Origin of the sequence: Chitinophaga sp. RCC_12, assembly GCF_041360695.1 — a bacterium.
In the GTDB taxonomy this organism is placed as follows: Bacteria; Bacteroidota; Bacteroidia; order Chitinophagales; family Chitinophagaceae; genus Chitinophaga.
The window spans coordinates 805,234-822,841 of sequence record NZ_JBFUPS010000001.1; the positions used below are offsets into that span (position 1 = coordinate 805,234).

The following is a 17,608-nucleotide window of genomic DNA, read 5'->3' on the forward strand; positions in this document are numbered from 1 at the left end:
GCGGGATCTTTTTTGATTGGTTACGGTTTGTCCCTATGGTATGACACCTTAAAAAGACCCTACCGCCATTCTTCCATTAATTTTTATTTAATTCCCCAGTTTTTTGCCGGCTGGTTACCCATTTCCAGTACCAGTGTTCCGCCGGCGGTGATATCGGCGTGGTTGATATAACAGTGGGCGTATGGTTTTCCGTTTAGCCAGGCGCGCTGGATGTAGCGGTTGGCAGACGAATTATTGCGGGCGCTGATAGTAAACTGTTTGCCTTTGGCATAAGCCGGATCCAGGGCGATGCTAATGTTATCAAACACCGGGCTGGTAATTTCATACCGGGTGCTGCCGGGGCATACCGGATGCAGTCCGCTGGCCGCCAGTACGTACCAGGCAGACATCTGCCCTACATCTTCATTACCTACCAATCCTTCCACAGAATTATGATACGCGCGGGCGCAGATTTCGCGGGTCCATTTCTGGGTAAGCCAGGGGGCGCCCAGGCGGTTGAATAAAAACGGAACGTGATGAACCGGTTCGTTGGCATGGTTGTAATAATCGTTCCACATCATGTTTTGCGGTACTTTATCAAAGAATGTGGTCAGATCTGCCAGTACCTTTTCTTTTCCACCCATGAGGGCTACCATGCCGGGCACATCATGCGGAACAAACCAGCCCTGCTGATAAGGGCTGCTTTCAATAGTGCCGTATCCCTGCTGCATGCGGCCCTGTTCCGGCCAGTGTTGCCAGCTGCCATCGTTGTTGCGCGGGCGGAACCAGGCTTTGGCGGTGTCAAATACATTCTTATAATTGGCGCCACGGGCCAGGTATTTTTTCGCATCGTCCTTCTTGCCGAGTGCGCCGGCCAGTTTGCCGAGGCACCAGTCGAAATATGCGTATTCCAGCGTGAGCGACACACTTAGTCCGCCGGTGGAATATCCTTTACTCCCGTTCCCGAATTTCTCTACGGAGTTTTTGGCGAAGGCATAGCCTTTACTGATATCAAAACCACGTATTCCTTTTGCCCACGCATCTGCCATTACCGATACGGCGGGATTGCCGATCATGCAACCGCTGTAGGCATTCAGGAATTCCCAGCGTTCCAGGTAGTGGTTGCCGCTTTCATCTGCCAGGGTTACCAGTGAATTCACTATGTCGTTTACCACGCGGGGATTGATGATGCTTTGGAGGGGCATCTGGCTGCGAAATACGTCCCAGCCGCTGAAGATGGTGCGTTTGGTAAAGTTTTTCACCGCGTGAACCTTCCCATCTCCCCCGATATATTTTCCATCTGCATCAGAAAAATTGCGCGGGTCTATCATAGTATGATACAGGGCGGTATAGAATATTTTCTTTTCTTCTTCTGAGCCTCCTGCTACCGTTATTTTTCCCAGCGCTTTATTCCAGGAGTGGAAGGTTTGTTGCCTGATGCCATCAAAGTTCCAGTCTTTGATCTCTGTTTCCAGGTTATTCCTGGCGCCATCGATGCTCACGAAGGAAATGCCTGCTTTCATCAGTACTGCTTCCTTTTCAGTGGTAGCAAATTCTGTATAGAAGCCGAGATGTTTGCCTGCTTTTTCTTTAACGCCGGGTATCACTGTTGCCTTTGCGATCTGTTGCTGGTAGCGGGCGCTTTCAATGTCTTCCCGTTTGCGTGACCATCCATCAGGGATGTCTGCACTCCAGACACCGTATTTTGAAAGTGGTTTACTGAATTGTGCATAAAAGTATACCGTGTATTTACCTTTACCATCGCCGTTTCCCCAGCCGCCGCCTTCCGGTGTGCACTGCATGTACCCTGCGATGGTGCTGTCGTTGATCACTTTTACTTCCTGCCAGGTGGAGGTGCCGCCTACCCTGCGGGCCAGGTCGATTTGTATGCGTGATTGCTGATTGGCGGGAAATGTAAAGCGCATGATGCCGCTGTGCGGAGCGGCGGTCATTTCTGCTTTGATATTATTTTCTGTGAGCTGAACAGAGTAATACCCTGCGGTAGCCTTCTCTTCTTTTTTTGAGTAGGTAGAACGATACCCTTCTTCCGGATGTTGCCGGCTGCCGGCAGCAGTTTGCAGGGGACCGGTGACGGGCATCACCAGGAAGTTACCAAGATCTCCATACCAGCCGATGCCGCTCATTTGCGTAAAGGCGAAGCCTTCTATGGTGGTATGTTCATAACTGTATCCCGAGCCGTTGTCGCCACCGGTAATAGTATTGGGGCTGAGCTGCACCATGCCAAAAGGCGTGGCTGCACCGGGAAACGTTTTGCCGAGGCCGTGGTAGCTGCCGGCTGCATCTTCACTGGTGCTGGCGCCGATGAAAGGATTTACATAAGCAGCGGGTCCCTGGGCCTTGCCAACCGTTGCAACCAGGAAGAATGCGGAAACGAATATAGAAGCAGTGATTTTCATCTTTAAATTTTAACGATCTCAATTTTATGAAGCACCGGTTTGTTGATCGTATAGATCAGTTTAACGATGGTATCGATCTCATTCAGCCAGGCCGTGCGCAGTTCTTTGTACATGGCTGTTTCATAATTTCCTTCGTGGAAGCGCAGCATACCATCTGTTTTTGCGGCGGTGCGCACACTGTCCAGTGCTGCGGCATCATCCTGCAATAATAATTTTCTTTTATCAAAAAAGTTGCCCTGCACCCAGTAGTAACTGCGCAAATGGCCTTCCAGCTCCGCACGGCGGAGATTGAGCTGCATGATAGAATACGCCTGTTTGTATTGCGGCGTTTCCGGCAGTGTGGCGAGATTAATACCTTCGGCCAATGCGGTAGCAGACCATTTGCCCATGACGTGACCGTCTATCAGCAGTGTATAATCTCCGGACGATAATCCATCTACCTGTAACATTTCCCGGTTAAAATCTTCTGTAAAAGGAATCCAGTTCAATGCATCAGATTGTTTCTGGTTATTGCCCCATATGCGGGACACCGTATCTATGGGAAATGGTAATGATGCGGCCAGGTAGCCGAAACTTACTTTATTGCCGGAAGCTGTCAGTTGGCTGATATTACAATTCACCGCCTGCTGCAATTTACCGGTGCCCGCATTAATCCTTATTGCTGCAACAGGTTTGCCGTTCAGTCCCTGGCTTTTCAGGAAGAGGGAAGCCATTACCAAATGTCCTGCATTACCGGGATGGATCCTGTCGGGGCCAATCATGGTAAAAGTGGAATCCTTTTGCTGCAGTTGTTCATTCAGCGCTTTCATAGGCCGGAACAGGTCAGTAAAAGGCCAGTTATTTTTCTGTGCCGCCTGTTCCTGGAATTTTATTATTTCCAGCATGGCCTGTTGCTTGCCGGGAAAATAATTTCCCGGGATCTTCGCGGTTTCATCGTATGGCGGCGACGACATCATTACTTTTTGTATGGCCGGTAGTTTGAGCAGCCGTTGTTCTATTTGCTCATAACTGCTGCGGGACGCGGCAATCCGTTCAGCGGCGGTTTTAGCGGCATCGCTGCTGTTAAATTCAAAGTAGCCGGTGTCGTTCATGCCGAATGTGAGCACCAGTACCGTGGGCTTTTTAGCCAGGATGTCATAATCCAGGCGGCGGTATATATCCGATGCTTTGTCGCCGCCAATGCCGCCGTTGAGGATCACCAGTTTTTTGCCGGGAAAGTGGGTCATGTAATAGAGATAAATATACGAGACATAGGCCCCTGCTTCGGTGATACTGTTGCCTACAAAAATCACGCGGTCGTTTTGCTGAAAGGGTTTTACCTGCGCCTGCGTGAACAAGGTGGCGAGGCATAACCCGATGGAATACACGAACTTTTTCATATGGTGGTTTAGTTATTTACAATTACATTTTTCAGCCGGATGGTGCGGATACCGAAACGTGGTATCGCCAGGCGGATGATTGTTTTGCCGGCAGACTGCCGGCGTTGCAGGGTTCCCACTGCCTGTCCGTCCAGTTGTTCTATCACAGCCTGTGCCGCTTTACCGTTGAAAGACAGTTGCTGCTGACTGCTATTGCCACCCGCATTGTACAACCTGATGAGCAAATCTTTTCCATCAATCTGCAGGGTGGATACCTGCCAATGATCATCCGCTACTGCCAGCAGGGAAAAATCTTTTCCACCGGTGGCAGGTAATACCTGCAGCGGTTCGCACCAGCGTGCTTCCTCATTGGGGATGGCGCCCGTTTCCCAATTGCCTTTATGCGGAACGATGGCATAATTCACTTCTGTAGGGCCGGTAATATTATAATTACGTCCCCAGAGCGCCCTGCCCGCATATTGCAATGTAAGGCCCAGCGGGTAATCCTTTCCATGCACATAACTGGTTGTATGATCGGTAAACAGGGCCAGTCCTGCATTGCCATCGGTTACATCCGCCCAGTGGAGAATGACATTATTTTTAATGCTGTCCCAGCTGCTGAAGAAAGTATTTTCCAGCCGGCTATCCGTTACATCAAACGGTGCATCTTTACTGAGTTTTTGTTGAGAGAGACGGAGTGGGAACAGTACCTGCAGTTTGCAGCTATCGTTATAAAATGCTTTATGATATGACTCCGTGCTATAGTTATTGTCCTGGGAATAGGCGCCAATACCGGGATTACCCTTCCAGTTGATGGTCACCCTCATATCTATTCTTCGTTGACCATTAGTAAGTGTAAGCTGTTGTGTAAACGGGTGACCGGCAATAAAACCGTTGATTTCCGCCGACACGCGGGCTTTGTTATTTTCAGTAATGCGGATAACCGCTACCGTATCCATGCTGGAGCGCCAGGCGCCTTCCTGGTAAAAGTATCCCCTGAGTTCATTGAACCCGCGATTGCTTTTTGTGTCCACCATTTCCTTGCCGGTGGCTTTAACGACCAGGCTGGTGATAACGCCGCCTTTGGCGGGGTCTATTTCTACGCGGTATAAGTCTGTTTCCAGCAGACAGCGCCCCGTTTCCGGGTGGGTATCCTTTTCTGTACCTTTTATTTGCTGCAACCTGTAAACGCTGAATCCCATTGGCGATACGGAAACTTTAACGGTTCCCTGCGCTGTTTGCACCTGTCTTCCTTTACTGTCTGTTACTTTCCAATGACCACCCGGTAAATCAATCCATTCTTCGCGGCGGAATGCCGTAGTGTTTAACACGCGTATAAAAGTGGCGCCCTTGTTATTTTGTTGCAGGATACTTTCGCTGACGGCGATAGTGTTATCTGTCCAATGTTGTACTTTATCAATCCAGGTATCCCCTTTGCTGCCATTGTACGGCACAATCCAGCAGTCGTGGTGCTGGGCCAGCAGCAGTGATTTCCAGGCGGTATCCAGTTGTTGCTGCGGCCATGGAACCTGATCATATAGTGTGGCGATGGCGGCATATTTTTCTGCTGCTATCAGTTTATTTTCTGCTGCTCTCACCTGCTGTGCAATACGCTGTAATACCTGCGCGCCCCATACCAGGCTTACCTGGATGTCTTCCTGGCTAAGGCGCCATGAGGGCACATTTATCTTCCCCGCCACGCTGCCGATATAATTCCGCCACGTTTCATACTGGGCATTATCTTTCAGCCAGGGGCCGTTGCGCCAGCCGGCATCCTGCAGGCACATGCCCACGGGATTGGCGATGCCGGCGGCCCTTGCGGATGCTAAATATTCTTTGCTGTTATTCCAGGCAGTAGTTTGCCAGGTAGAATTGGGTAACAAGGCCTCCGAACTATATCGCGGCACGGTTAGCAGCCGGCTGCCATCGGGCCCCTCCCAGTTAACCAACTCACCACCAAATGCGCGGGTGTAGCCTCCCCAGCAGGTATTCGGATTTTTCAGGGATGCATATTTAAATCCGAACGAGCGGAGTACCTGTGGCAGGGCGCTGGTAAAGCAGGGTTCTTCACTTGAATAAGTAGTGAACCGGGCGCCGGGAAAATGTTCCCTTACTTTTTGTATGCCATAGCTGAACTGGCGGATCATACTTTCACCGGAGCCGGTGTAGAGATAACTCTGACCATATGCCGGGTTCACATATTCTATGCGGCCATTGTTGGATTGATCGGCAAATAATTGTTGGAAAACCGTATACGCTTCCGGTTCACGGGTCTTCACCATATCCCAGGTTTCCGGTTCTATTTCCAGGTTAATTTTCCAGTTAGGATTTGCCTGCAGCTGGCTGTTTATAAACCGGGTGTATCCTGCGGGATAGTGCCCGTAAACGCCGCCGTGATAGCCATCAATAAAGTAAGGCTGCTGGGCAAAAGATTCCTGTGCCGCAGCGGTGAGTAAAACCGCCAGGCAAATAGTCATTCGTTTCATGCTGTTGTTAAAGGGCCAAGTCCGGGTTTTTCTGAACTTCAGCTAATGGTAATGGAAATTGAAAATCAGTTTCTTCGAAGCTCCGCAGGTGGTTGGGGGCTTTGTATCCAACGAGGTTGGTCATGCTGCCGCGCGCCACATCAAAGGCTTTGCGGGTGCGCAACATATCGTACCAGGTCTGGAATTCAAAACACAGTTCCCAATATCTTTCCTTTAGAATATCATCTGTTGTTAAAGCAGCGGGTTTAGGCGCTGCCGGAAATGCCCGGTGGCGCACCGAATACCAGGCGTCGATAGCCGCGGCATCCGATGTAGTACCGCCGTCGATTACACTTTTTGCTTCTGCACATAAAAGCAAAATATCCGCATAACGTATCAGGGGAAAGTTAGCCCCTGAGCGGCCGGTTTTTTCTGCTTCCTCATCCCAGAATTTGAAGATATAAGGTTCGGAGAAAAAGATGGTTTCGGCCGGGTTGCCATAACGCGGGTATTTCGTGTAGAAGAAAGCCTTTTCCTGTTTACGTCCGTCGTCTGCTGCATACGAATCATAAAACGCCGGCGCCGGCGCCATGGCTCCGCCATAGGCGGGTTGTATAGAAACCGGCTGACCGGGATATGGAAGGTATGCCCAGTGAATGTTGCTCACCGCCACTGTTGGGTGGCACTGCAGCATAAAAATATGCTCCCGGGTATTTTGCACCGCAGGGTTACGCAAATCGCTGTATTGTTCAAACAGGGAAAACTGGTGGCTGTCGATTACTTCCATTGCCTTGTCATAGGCCTTCTGGTAATAAGGCATTCCTTTCTGCAAGGGATAACCGGCCATGGTGATGTATACTTTTGCCAACAAAGATTTTACGGCGCCCAGGCTTACATGTCCACTCTGATCCGTCCAGGGGAGACCGGCATTTTCTGCCACGGTAAGGTCTTTCACAATCTGCTCATACACGGCTGCTTTCGGCGAGCGGCGGATTCTTACATCATTAATATCTTTTGTGGTGGTGAGTTTCAGGGGAATGTCGCCAAAAAGCCGTACTGCCTGGAAGTAATACCATGCCCGCAGGAAATGCGCTTCACCGAGGTAACGCTGCTTGGTTAATTCATCTACCACCAGTGTTACGCTTACGTTTTCAATCACGCTGTTACAGTTTTCCACCGGGTAATAAGTAGCGTTCCACCATCCCTGTAATTTTGAGTTTGCATTATCGAGCCGGTCTAACCGCAGGAACTGGTCATCTTCAAAACCTGATGGCCGTGGCCGGCGGCTGTACCCCGTGATATACTCGAGTGAATACACCGGGCTAACGGCTACGCCTATATTTGCCACGAAGGGAGTAGCGAGGCCGTCGTAGGTACCGTTTACCGCAGCGCTCACCTGTTCAGGTGTTTTGTAGTAGTGTGTGAGGCTGAGAGAACCCGAGGGTTCCTCTTCCAGGAATTTGTTGCAGGAAGTAATCAATATGATCATTCCCAACAGCACCAGTTGTTTCATATTTCAATTCCTTTATTCAGAATGTAACATTTAATGTGAACGCCAGCGTTTTTGCTTTCGGGTATTGATACATATCCACTCCCTGGTTAAAGTCGCCATCGAATGAAGATGCTTCCGGATCATATCCTTTATATTTTGTGAACAGGAAATAGTTTTCTGCGCTGACGCTGATGGCGGCTGACTTTATATGATACCGCGCGAGCCAGTCTTCCTTCAGCCTGTATGCCAGTGCGATATTGCGGATGCGCAGGAACGTTCCTTTTTCTATGTAATAGCTATCCATCTCATTATCGAGTCCGTCCTGCGGCAGTCGCAGCGCCGGGTTCATACCGCCCTGCCGTTCCGGTGTCCAGGCATTGAGCAGGCTGCGGTAGCTGTTGATGGTGGGGGCTGCGTTTTCCATGAGCATCCTGGTAAAGTTTGCCAGGCTGTGACCATAGATCGTTTGCACATCTACCAACAGCGAAAAATTTTTATAGGTAAACGTGTTACTCAGGCTTGCTTCAAAATCGGGCATACCGTTGCCAAGTACCGTCCGGTCGTTGGCATCTTTCACTTTATTATTATTCCCGTCTGCATATTTCAGATCACCTGGCTTTTTGCCATAGGCAGCAGCTTCCAATGCTTCATCTGTACCCCAGGTGCCCAGGCGGCGGTAGCCATAAAACTCATTCAACGGGCGTCCTTCCATGATGCGGCCGCCCCAGGGATACATGATATCGCCATTCAGTTCCAGTACGCGGGAGCGGTTCATGGAATAGATCAGGGAAGTATTCCAGGAGAATTGTTTGCGCCGGATATTGTTGGTAACAAGCGACAGTTCAACGCCCCTGTTACGGATAGAACCGATATTGTCAAACACGCCCTCATAGCCGGTGGTAGCCGGCATCAGCCGGTAATACAGCAAATCTTTTGTTACGCGGTTATAAACGTCGCCGGTAAATTGTATCCTGTTGTCCAGCAGTGAAACATCGACCCCGATATTCAGCTGATGAGCTTTTTCCCATTTAAGATTTTTGTTGCCCAACGCTTCCAGCATAACTGCGGGCGCCGCCTGGCCATTGAATGCCACCTGGCCGCTCCGCAGCCTGTCCTGCGTTACATAATCGCCGATATCCGCATTGCCTACAATGCCGTAGCTGCCACGTATCTTCAGGTCGTTGATGCTGCGCACATCCCGGAGGAAAGGCTCCGACGACAACCGCCACGCGCCTGAGAAGCTGGGAAAATATCCATACACATTGTTGGCGCCGAAGCGCGAAGATCCATCTGCACGGAAAGAAAATCCCAGCAGGTAACGGCTGTCGTAGTCGTAATTGAACCGCATATAATACGAGTTCATTGCTGTATTGCTTGTTCCCGACTGCGGCCGTTGTGGTACCAGTCCTGTTTGCAGGCTGTTATAGGAAAAGAAATCATCGAAGAAGCCTTCGCTTCCTGCCTGCGTGTTCATGTTCCCGAAATAGTACCAGCTGGCGCCTGCCACGGCAGTAACTTTATGTTTGCCAAACTGGTTGTTCCAGGTCAGGTAATCTTCCGAAGTCCAGGAGCCGGAATTACCATTTGCCCGTGTGGCTACGCCCTGTTGCGTATCCGAATATCCGCGGATATCCCGGCCGGAATAATACAGGTTGTAGGTGGCGCCTGTTTGCCCGCTCAAACCCGCTGTGATATGCAGTTTGCTGTTCAGCCGGATGGTGGTGATCAGGTTGCCCATTGTATACGTGCGGCCGGCCACCGACTTAACTTCCTGCATAAGTCTCACCGGGTTTTCAGAATCCTCTGCACCGGGATAATCTCCTTTGCGCGAATAGGTGCCATCTGCATAGCGTACCGGCAGGAAGGGCAGAAATTCATATATCTGGCGTACGGCATTTAATCCGAATGTATTGATGTCGACATTATTCTGCTTGGCTGCCCCGCTGTTGATGACCGCCTGTACGTGCAACCATTTTGTAACGTCCCAGCCGAGGTTGATAAAGCCATTGATCTGCCGGGAGTAGCTGTTGATCAGGATTCCCTGCTGGTCGTTGTAAGACAGGTTGACCAGGGCGGAGAAGCCATCCTTTCCCGCAGACAGCGACAATGAATGTTCGTGGGACACTGCCAGACGGCTTGCTTCCTCCTGCCAGTCCGTGTGATATTTAGGCGAACCGTCTGCATTAAAAAGTTCATCCTTCCGCGGAAACTGACGGGTAGGATCGAGATGCGGTGCGGTGCGGCCAGGCAGGTATTCATACTCCCGCTTAAACATCTCCAGTGCTTCTTCTGCATTCATCAGCTGTACTTTGCGGGCCAGTGAGCCAAAGCTGAGGGTGTTGCGGAATGAAATAGCCGGGCTGTTTTTTGTGCCTTTCCGGGTGGTGATCACGATCACGCCATTAGATCCTCTTGCACCGTAAATGGCGGAGGCAGCGGCATCTTTGAGCACATCTACCGAAGCCACAATATTCGGATCAAGGATCAGGGGATCTGCGCCCACAATGCCGTCTACCACATACAGCGGACCGTTGTACGCGTTGATGGAACCGGTACCCCTGATTTTTACGATAGGATTACCGCCGGGTTTTCCGGAGTTCATCATCACGCTGACGCCGGCTACTTTTCCTGCCAGTCCCTGCATGAGGTTCATAGTGGTAGCGCGTTCCTTTAATACGTCGCCGCTCACGGTGCCTACCGCTGTGGTAAGCTTTTCCTTACTGGAAGTACCATAACCGATCACCACTACTTCTTTGAGTGATGAATATTTCGCCAGCATGGAAACATAGAGCATATTGGCCCGTTCCACGGGTACTTCCTGTTCGCCAAAGCCGGGAAGACTGAAGCGCAGGGTATCCCCCGGATCCGCATGTATGCTGAAGGAGCCGTCCGGCTCTGTTACGATACGCGGCGGTGAACCTTTCTTCATAACATATACGCCCGGCAAGGGGTTGCCGTTGGTATCCGTCACCTTTCCTGTTAATACCGAAGCCTGGTTCAGTAGCGGCGCTTCCTTCCGGGTGATCAGGAGGTTCCTTCCACGCAGTTCATATTGCAATACGGATGGCAATAATTTCAGCACCTGTTCCACCGGAATATTCTTTTTATTGATCGTTACTCTTCCACTTTTTGCAATTTCCGACGGATTATATACAAACCGGAACGTGGTGGAGGCTTCCACCTGTTCAAACACTTTGTCGAGTGTTTCATTCACAACGTGTATATCTACCGTGGTTTGTTTCAACTCTATTGTTGTTCCGGATTGGGCCATTATCCGCGGCGGGTACAGGCAACACAATGCCAGCACCAGGCAGGCAAGCCACCTGGGCGTCATGTGCACGCACTCCGCTGTTTTCACTTTCATAACTTGAAATTATCACGCCACATGGCTGATCCTTCCGGATTATTTAGTTGGTTGACTTTTTTTGTAAACCAGGTATTCGTTTTTGCCCGGCGTTTGCCGGTAGCTAAACCCATAAATATCACACAGCATGCCCAGTACGTTTTTAAACGGTACGTTGGCATCGAACCGGGCGGTGAGCAATGAGCTGGCAATTTGTTCGCTGGCAAACCGGATACGTATGTCGTACCGGCGTTCCAGTTTTTGTGCAATATCGCGGAACAGCGCTTTCTTAAATATCAGCTGACCTTGTGTCCAGGCGCTGACGTCTGCCGCAGCGACGTTGCTTGTTTCCAGCTGATCTTCCGCAGCATGGTATATGGCCTGCTGATTGGCCGCCAGCGTGGCATGGTTGCGCTGATTGTCTCCAATAGCAACCTTTCCGCTGGCTACTGTTACCGTTACTTTTGCATCCGGCGTGTAGGCGTCGATGTTAAAGCTGGTACCAAGTACATTGATATGAAGCGTGCCGGCATGCACCAGGAAGGGGGCGCCTTGTTTGGGCGCTACTTCAAAGTAGCCTTCTCCTTCCAGCCAGATCTCCCGGCCTTTTGTTTCTTCATACCGGAGTTTACTGTCTATATTCAGCCATACAATGCTGCTATCCGGCAGGCTGATCTTTTTGATGCCTTTTTTACCGGTTTGTGCTGTCACACTTGCAATGGGTATTCCCTGCTGAACCGGTTGTTTGCGGGTCAGGAAGAAGGCGCCGGCGGTAATGAGCAAAGCCACCGCAGCGGCTGCGGCCCACCAACGAACAGACCGGTAGCTCACCCGTGGCTCCGCTGCTTCCACCTGGCGGCTGATGCGCAGGAAGATCAGCTGCTCCAGCGCGGTGCGCTGCTCCGGGCTGAATTGCGTGGTGAAGGCCGGATCATTTTCGAAAGACCTGTACCAATTGTCCACCTCACTGATTTCAACATCAGTGGCTGTACCGTCCAGGTATTTATCCAATAATTCTTTTAACCGGGTGTTGTTCATATCCATAGTCTCTCTAACATTAGACACCTGAAAAATGGCTTACCGCCATCACGATTCAAAATAGTTTGACATTTGCACTCCACAGCAGCAACAGCGATACCAGGCACCAGAACAGGATGTAATGATATTGTTTCAGGTGGGCGCGCAATATTTTCAGCGCTTTCACCATATGTTTCTCTACGGTGTTCACCGAGATATTCATTTGCCGGGCGATGTGCTGGTACGACAACTGCTCCCTCCTGCTCAGGTAAAATACTTCCCGGCATTTTTCGGGCATGCTGGCGCAGGATTCATCTATATGCCGCTGCAGTTCTTTTAATTGTAGCGTGCTGGCGGCGTCCGACTGATAAAGACCGCTATCATTCAGTACATGCTGCTGATAGGTGTTGCGCACCAATTGTGAACGGATGGTATTCAGTATCCGGTTTTTCAGTGAGGTGTGCAGGTAATTGCGGAGCGATGTGTTAAGAGAAATGGTTTCCCTTTTCAGGTACAGGTCTACCAGCAGGCTTTGCACCAGCTCCATGGCCGCTTCCTGTACTTTTACGCGCCGGTAAGCGGCATCCAGTAACTCCTGCCAGAAGCGCCTGTACACATCCTCAAACGCTTCCTTGTGTCCCTGTTTTACAAACAGGAACAACTCTTCATCTGTATACGTGGAAAAATCTTTTCGCATCGACATGAATTCGAACTACGGGCTAATTTAATCGTTTCAGCACGAAATTCTTCATGTCGGTACGAAAATATCGACAGCCATATTTTCACCGGCTGCTTAGCGAGAAAGGTTTGTCCGCATCGGCAATACCCCGGTTGACAGCCGGTTTGTTGCCCATTTCCAGCAGCAGCACACCGCCATTAACGATATCTGCATGCCGGAGCCAGTTGTGCGGCCACGGTTTACCATTGAGAACCGCCGACTGGATATATACATTCTCCGGGCTGTTGTTATGGGCTTCCACCACAAACTGCTTCCCGTTTTCCAATGTTATTGTCACTTTCGGGAACAGCGGACTGCCGATCACGTATTGATCCGTGCCGGGGCATACGCTGTAAAAGCCCATAGCGCTCATTACGTACCAGGAGGACATCTGCCCCTGGTCTTCATCCCCGGGATACCCGTTTTCTCCTGCATTGTATAGTTGGTCCATTACTTTCCGCACATGCGCCTGTGTTTTCCAGGGCTGGCCGGCATAGTTATAGAGATAGATCATATGTTGTACCGGCTGGTTACCGTGTGCATACTGACCCATGTTGGCGTTTACCATTTCTGTCATTTCGTGGATCGTTTGTTTGTAAACGCCTACGTTCACTTTATTGGGGGCGCTGAAAACCGAATCCAGTTTTGTGATGAAGGGCGTATTTCCTCCCATCAGGTTAATCAGGCCCTGTACATCATGAAATACGGACCATTGCCAGTGCCAGGCATTCCCTTCCGTATAGGGGCCGCCCCATTCATACGGATCAAAGTTCTCCTGCCAGTTGCCATCCAGTTTACGGCCGCGCATAAACCCGGAGAGGCTGTCGTACTGATTTTTATAATTATACATGGTGCGGTCAAAAACGTACTGATAAAAATTGTTGCCGGTCAGCTTCGCCAGTTGATAGCCGCAAAAATCATCGTATGCATATTCCAGTGTTTGCGAGGTGCTACCCTGTGATTCCGGGAAGCTGACATATCCCAGCTGATAGTATTCTTTCCAACCGGCGCGTCCGTTGGCGCCGCCCCAGGGGCCTTTGTTCATGGCTTCGTGATAATAGGCGTCCAGCGCTTGTTTGGGATCGAAGGTGCGGATCCCTTTCACCCATGCGTCTGTCAGTAGAGAGATGGCGTGATTGCCGAGCATGCCACCTGTTTCGCCGGGGAACGACCAGGCAGGGAGCCAGCCGCATTGTTGCTGCGCGTCCAGCAGCGCCTGCATGTAGCGGCCTTCCATGGTGGGGTGCAGGATGGTGTTTAGCGGGAACTGCGCGCGAAAGGTGTCCCAGAAGCCGTTGTCGGTGTACATGTACCCGTTGTGTATCTTTCCATCGTACGGACTGAAATAATAAGGTGCTCCTTCGCTGTTGTATTCAAAAAAGGTATGTGAAAAAAGATTGGCGCGGAAAAGGCAGGAATAAAAAGTGGCTTTGTCTTTTTCCGTTCCGCCTTCCACCCGTACCCTGGCAAAGAGCGTGTTCCATATTTTGGCGGCCGCTGCTTTTGTTTGTTCCAGCCTGGTGAAGGGTTTGAGTTCCTGTTGCCAGGTGAGTTCCGCCTGTCCGGCGCTGATATAGGAAGAAGCCACCCTGGCCTGTACCACCGCACCATTCTTAAAGCGGACAAATGCGCCTACGCCTTTCCCTTCGGCCGACAGCGTATCGGCAAAGATCCTGTTGTTGGTATTTTCCCAGGTGCCGCTGGCTTCGAAGGGCTGGTCGAACACGATCACAAAATAGTTGCGGAAGCCTTTGGGGATAAAGCGCCCGTTGGTGACGTACCCGGTAATTTTTCTTTCTGCCGGAAAAATTTGCACGCCACTCAGGGCATTATAGCCATCCAGCACAATGTAGGCGGGTTTCTTCGCCGGAAAAGAAAAGCGCAGGTGCGCACCTCTTTCAGTAGGTGATAATTCCGTGGTGATGTTATTGGCGAAAGTTACCTTGTAGTAGTCGGGGCGGGCTACTTCATCCGCATGACTGAAAGCTGTAGCGCGCTCCTCTTCTCCTACTGCCAGTTTGCCTGTTACCGGCATCAGGCTGAATACGGCGTAGTCGCCCACCCAGGGGCTGCACTGGTGCGTTTGCTGGAAGCCGCGGATGGTGGTAGCTTTGTACTGGTACTTCCAGCCGTCGCCATTCTTGCCTGTTTGGGCAGACCAGGCATGCATACCAAAAGGCAGCGCCGTGGAAGGATGGGTATTGCCATTACTGAGTGAGAACTCCGAATTGGTACCCTGTAGAGTGTTGGCGTAGGCCACCAATTCTTTTTGCTGCGCTGTGGTGGCGAGGGAGAAACTGCAAAGTAAACCGGTGAAAAACCGGCGTGTGTTTTTTATACGTGGTAGCTGCATTGCGTGGTAACGGCTTTTAGAGTAGACACGCAATGGAACAGTTACCGCCATTTAATACTTATTTTTTTGAGGAAACATTTTTAATGTAGCAGCGGAAAACTGCTTCCATGTAGTAAATGTTCTGGAATTACAAACCCGTTTTCCCTTCCAGCCAGAAACCGGCTGTAAATATTCTGCCGCTGATATTGTTATTTTTCAGCATTCTTCTAAAAGTTTGAACTGATTTTACATTTCCGGTAAGAATGTAATTGGCAGTGAACCAACCGGCTGCTTTAAAAACCGCCAGGTCGTTTATCCACTCCTCGTTCCTGAAGTGATTGTTTTTAGGAAATACCGTGTAGTTCTCCAACCCCAACAACCGCGGTACCTGTTCGTTCGCTTCATCCAGTTCAAAATAAAACTGAAACTCGTGATTGTTCTTTTTCAGGTAAGGTTGAAAAGACACCGCCAGGCCCAACGATGTTTCATCGCCAAACAACAACTGCTTTTCCACTGCCGGATCATATTGCTTTTGCCCTCTTGGCATGCTGACCCTTACCTGGTCACCAGCGGTTAGGCGATCCATAAAAAGACATCCTGGTGCAGCACCGTGCAGGTGAAAAATGATTTCCAGGATACCATTTTCAACATCGCTGAATGATACCGAGTAATTTCTGTATTCCGTATCACTTACCCTGATTATAACGGCATAGCCTAACTGGAAATTCATCCCTGAAAGATTCCCTTTAAACCGTATCTTTTTTATGTTCGGATTGATATAATTTGTTTCCATCACTTTCATTAATGGAAACCTGGATCCCAGCAAGCCTTCCATTGCGTCGCCTAACCATTTTGCTGTTCTTGGCATTTTACACAGTTTATTATAACCTGCAAAGCAAGGCTATATTTCTGCCGGCAACAATGGCAATACAAGCGTAGTTGTTGGACTATTCGAGGTTTTTTTTCCGGAAAGCTATCGCCGTCATTCCCGTTACTTTTGTAAAAAATCGTGAAAAGTAGGCATAGTCGTTGTACCCCAGTTCGGTGGCAATTTCTTTAACAGACTTGCCGGAATGGCAAATCAGGCGTTTTGCCTCCAGTATAACGCGTTGCTGGATATGGTATGAAACGGGAAAGCCGGTGGCATTCCGGACACATTCATTCAGGTAAGGGGTGGAAATATTTAATGCGGTCGCATAATCGGAAGGCCGTTTGACCCCGGCGAAATCGCGCTCCAGTAATAACTTGAATGCCTTTGTAATGGTATCGAAGCGTGAAAGTTTGCCGGCTGAAGCCGACTGCTCCAGGTATTGCGAAATAATCAGGGCTACCAGTGTATTGCAGGCGCCTTTAAGCAAAGACGGGTATAACTTATCCTGTTTTCTTTCAAAAATATTTATACATAGCCATATTGCCTGGCTTACAATTGAAAAGATATTTTTGGTCAGTGACAAAGGTTGTGCAGGAACAATTTGCTCCAGCAACTCCAGGTTCTGGGAAGTCAGGTTTTCGTTAGTGATCCCCAGCAGGTAAAGGTCTGTTTTCCCAGATTTTACAACCCGGTGCACCTGGTTAGGATGGACATATAACACATGAGATGCCTTGATATGATACTTTTCCAGGTCAATTTCGATATGCGCCGTTCCTTTTTCCACCAACAGGAAAAAATGTCCATCGTGCCTGTGCGGCTTGTGGGCCGCCTGGTAGGACAACAAACTGCCGGACGATATCTTTCCCACGACAACTCCGGGGTCTAATGCGGCGGCAAACGGATTTACAGGAATTGATTTTACTTTCTTACCCATTATTTTTAAATTTTACCGGGTAAAGATGATTATGCCGGTTTGGAGCCACCGGAACCGGGCCTCCATCAGGCGTCGTATTCTTCCTTCAGCTTCTTTTCAAATATAAACGGCACAAACGGCAGGAGCGATCCCACGAAGAAGCCGGCCACCCTCATGATACTCCACCTGTACTTAATCCAGCAGGAAAGCAGGAGTACAATAAACAGGATAAATAATACGCCATGCAGCCACCCGAAGTACTTTACCGGTTCAGGAACAGAGAAAATGTATTTCATGGGCATGGCCACAAACAATAATATCAGGTAAGATACTGCTTCGATTAACGCTGTTTTACGATATATGTTTATCATCTTAAAAATTTCAAAAGATCAATTAAGTGAGGGCAAAGATAAGTGAAGATCAGATCCGGTTAATGTTATTATCGATTCGGATGTATCGGGGGCCAATATCCAGGTTATTTCCCTGATGCTTCATCAATGCCTCAGCCCTGCGTATGTCATGGACTATCCATGCACTCCTCATGCACTTCTCATGGACTCCTCATGCACTCACCATACACTCACCATACACTTACCTCGTCTCCCTAATATTAATATATTTTAAAAACACTCCTTTTACGGGGCTAAAATTGTTTGTAAGAGATCATAACAATATTTATCTTCGCGCCGTAACCTTGAATGCA

General features: G+C 49.7%; 11 protein-coding genes. All 11 read right to left on the reverse strand.

Annotation, left to right across the window (positions count from 1 at the left end):
- Positions 1 to 83: 83 nt before the first annotated feature.
- The gene (locus AB6805_RS03295) at positions 84 to 2,396 is read right to left on the reverse strand and encodes a GH92 family glycosyl hydrolase (protein ID WP_370908031.1); all 2,313 of its coding nucleotides are present in this window, start codon (positions 2,394 to 2,396) and stop codon (positions 84 to 86) included.
- Between the two features lie 2 nt (positions 2,397 to 2,398).
- Positions 2,399 to 3,775, reverse strand: coding sequence for an SGNH/GDSL hydrolase family protein (locus AB6805_RS03300; RefSeq protein ID WP_370908032.1), 1,377 nt, complete (start codon positions 3,773 to 3,775; stop codon positions 2,399 to 2,401).
- An 8-nt stretch (positions 3,776 to 3,783) separates the two neighbouring features.
- A complete protein-coding gene (locus AB6805_RS03305; protein ID WP_370908033.1) occupies positions 3,784 to 6,240 on the reverse strand; it encodes a glycoside hydrolase family 38 C-terminal domain-containing protein in 2,457 nt (818 codons plus the stop codon).
- Between the two features lie 7 nt (positions 6,241 to 6,247).
- Complete coding sequence (locus AB6805_RS03310) at positions 6,248 to 7,732, reverse strand: RagB/SusD family nutrient uptake outer membrane protein (protein WP_370908034.1); 1,485 nt, start codon at positions 7,730 to 7,732, stop codon at positions 6,248 to 6,250.
- 16 nt (positions 7,733 to 7,748) lie between these two features.
- Positions 7,749 to 11,075, reverse strand: coding sequence for a TonB-dependent receptor (locus tag AB6805_RS03315; protein ID WP_370908035.1), 3,327 nt, complete (start codon positions 11,073 to 11,075; stop codon positions 7,749 to 7,751).
- Between the two features lie 39 nt (positions 11,076 to 11,114).
- The gene (locus AB6805_RS03320; protein WP_370908036.1) at positions 11,115 to 12,098 is read right to left on the reverse strand and encodes a FecR family protein; all 984 of its coding nucleotides are present in this window, start codon (positions 12,096 to 12,098) and stop codon (positions 11,115 to 11,117) included.
- A 49-nt stretch (positions 12,099 to 12,147) separates the two neighbouring features.
- Entirely contained in the window at positions 12,148 to 12,768 is a 621-nt protein-coding gene (locus tag AB6805_RS03325; protein ID WP_370908037.1) for an RNA polymerase sigma-70 factor, read from the reverse strand.
- 85 nt (positions 12,769 to 12,853) lie between these two features.
- Positions 12,854 to 15,193, reverse strand: coding sequence for a GH92 family glycosyl hydrolase (locus tag AB6805_RS03330; RefSeq protein WP_370908038.1), 2,340 nt, complete (start codon positions 15,191 to 15,193; stop codon positions 12,854 to 12,856).
- 76 nt (positions 15,194 to 15,269) lie between these two features.
- Positions 15,270 to 15,989: a hypothetical protein gene (locus tag AB6805_RS03335; protein ID WP_370908039.1), complete on the reverse strand. Its 720-nt coding sequence runs from the start codon at positions 15,987 to 15,989 to the stop codon at positions 15,270 to 15,272.
- Positions 15,990 to 16,068: 79 nt separating this feature from the next.
- Positions 16,069 to 16,926 (reverse strand): helix-turn-helix domain-containing protein, encoded by an 858-nt coding sequence (locus tag AB6805_RS03340; RefSeq protein ID WP_370908040.1) that lies wholly within the window; start codon positions 16,924 to 16,926, stop codon positions 16,069 to 16,071.
- Between the two features lie 65 nt (positions 16,927 to 16,991).
- Positions 16,992 to 17,276: a DUF3817 domain-containing protein gene (locus tag AB6805_RS03345; RefSeq protein WP_370908041.1), complete on the reverse strand. Its 285-nt coding sequence runs from the start codon at positions 17,274 to 17,276 to the stop codon at positions 16,992 to 16,994.
- Positions 17,277 to 17,608: the final 332 nt, after the last annotated feature.

Bases quoted from the DNA above. Each gene is read 5' to 3' on its own strand.
- AB6805_RS03315 (WP_370908035.1), bottom strand. From the start codon at position 11,075: ATGAAAGTGAAAACAGCGGAGTGCGTGCACATGACGCCCAGGTGGCTT.
- AB6805_RS03295 (WP_370908031.1), bottom strand. From the start codon at position 2,396: ATGAAAATCACTGCTTCTATATTCGTTTCCGCATTCTTCCTGGTTGCA.
- AB6805_RS03345 (WP_370908041.1), bottom strand. From the start codon at position 17,276: ATGATAAACATATATCGTAAAACAGCGTTAATCGAAGCAGTATCTTAC.
- AB6805_RS03335 (WP_370908039.1), bottom strand. From the start codon at position 15,989: ATGCCAAGAACAGCAAAATGGTTAGGCGACGCAATGGAAGGCTTGCTG.
- AB6805_RS03340 (WP_370908040.1), bottom strand. From the start codon at position 16,926: ATGGGTAAGAAAGTAAAATCAATTCCTGTAAATCCGTTTGCCGCCGCA.
- AB6805_RS03320 (WP_370908036.1), bottom strand. From the start codon at position 12,098: ATGGATATGAACAACACCCGGTTAAAAGAATTATTGGATAAATACCTG.
- AB6805_RS03300 (WP_370908032.1), bottom strand. From the start codon at position 3,775: ATGAAAAAGTTCGTGTATTCCATCGGGTTATGCCTCGCCACCTTGTTC.
- AB6805_RS03325 (WP_370908037.1), bottom strand. From the start codon at position 12,768: ATGCGAAAAGATTTTTCCACGTATACAGATGAAGAGTTGTTCCTGTTT.
- AB6805_RS03310 (WP_370908034.1), bottom strand. From the start codon at position 7,732: ATGAAACAACTGGTGCTGTTGGGAATGATCATATTGATTACTTCCTGC.
- AB6805_RS03330 (WP_370908038.1), bottom strand. From the start codon at position 15,193: ATGGCGGTAACTGTTCCATTGCGTGTCTACTCTAAAAGCCGTTACCAC.
- AB6805_RS03305 (WP_370908033.1), bottom strand. From the start codon at position 6,240: ATGAAACGAATGACTATTTGCCTGGCGGTTTTACTCACCGCTGCGGCA.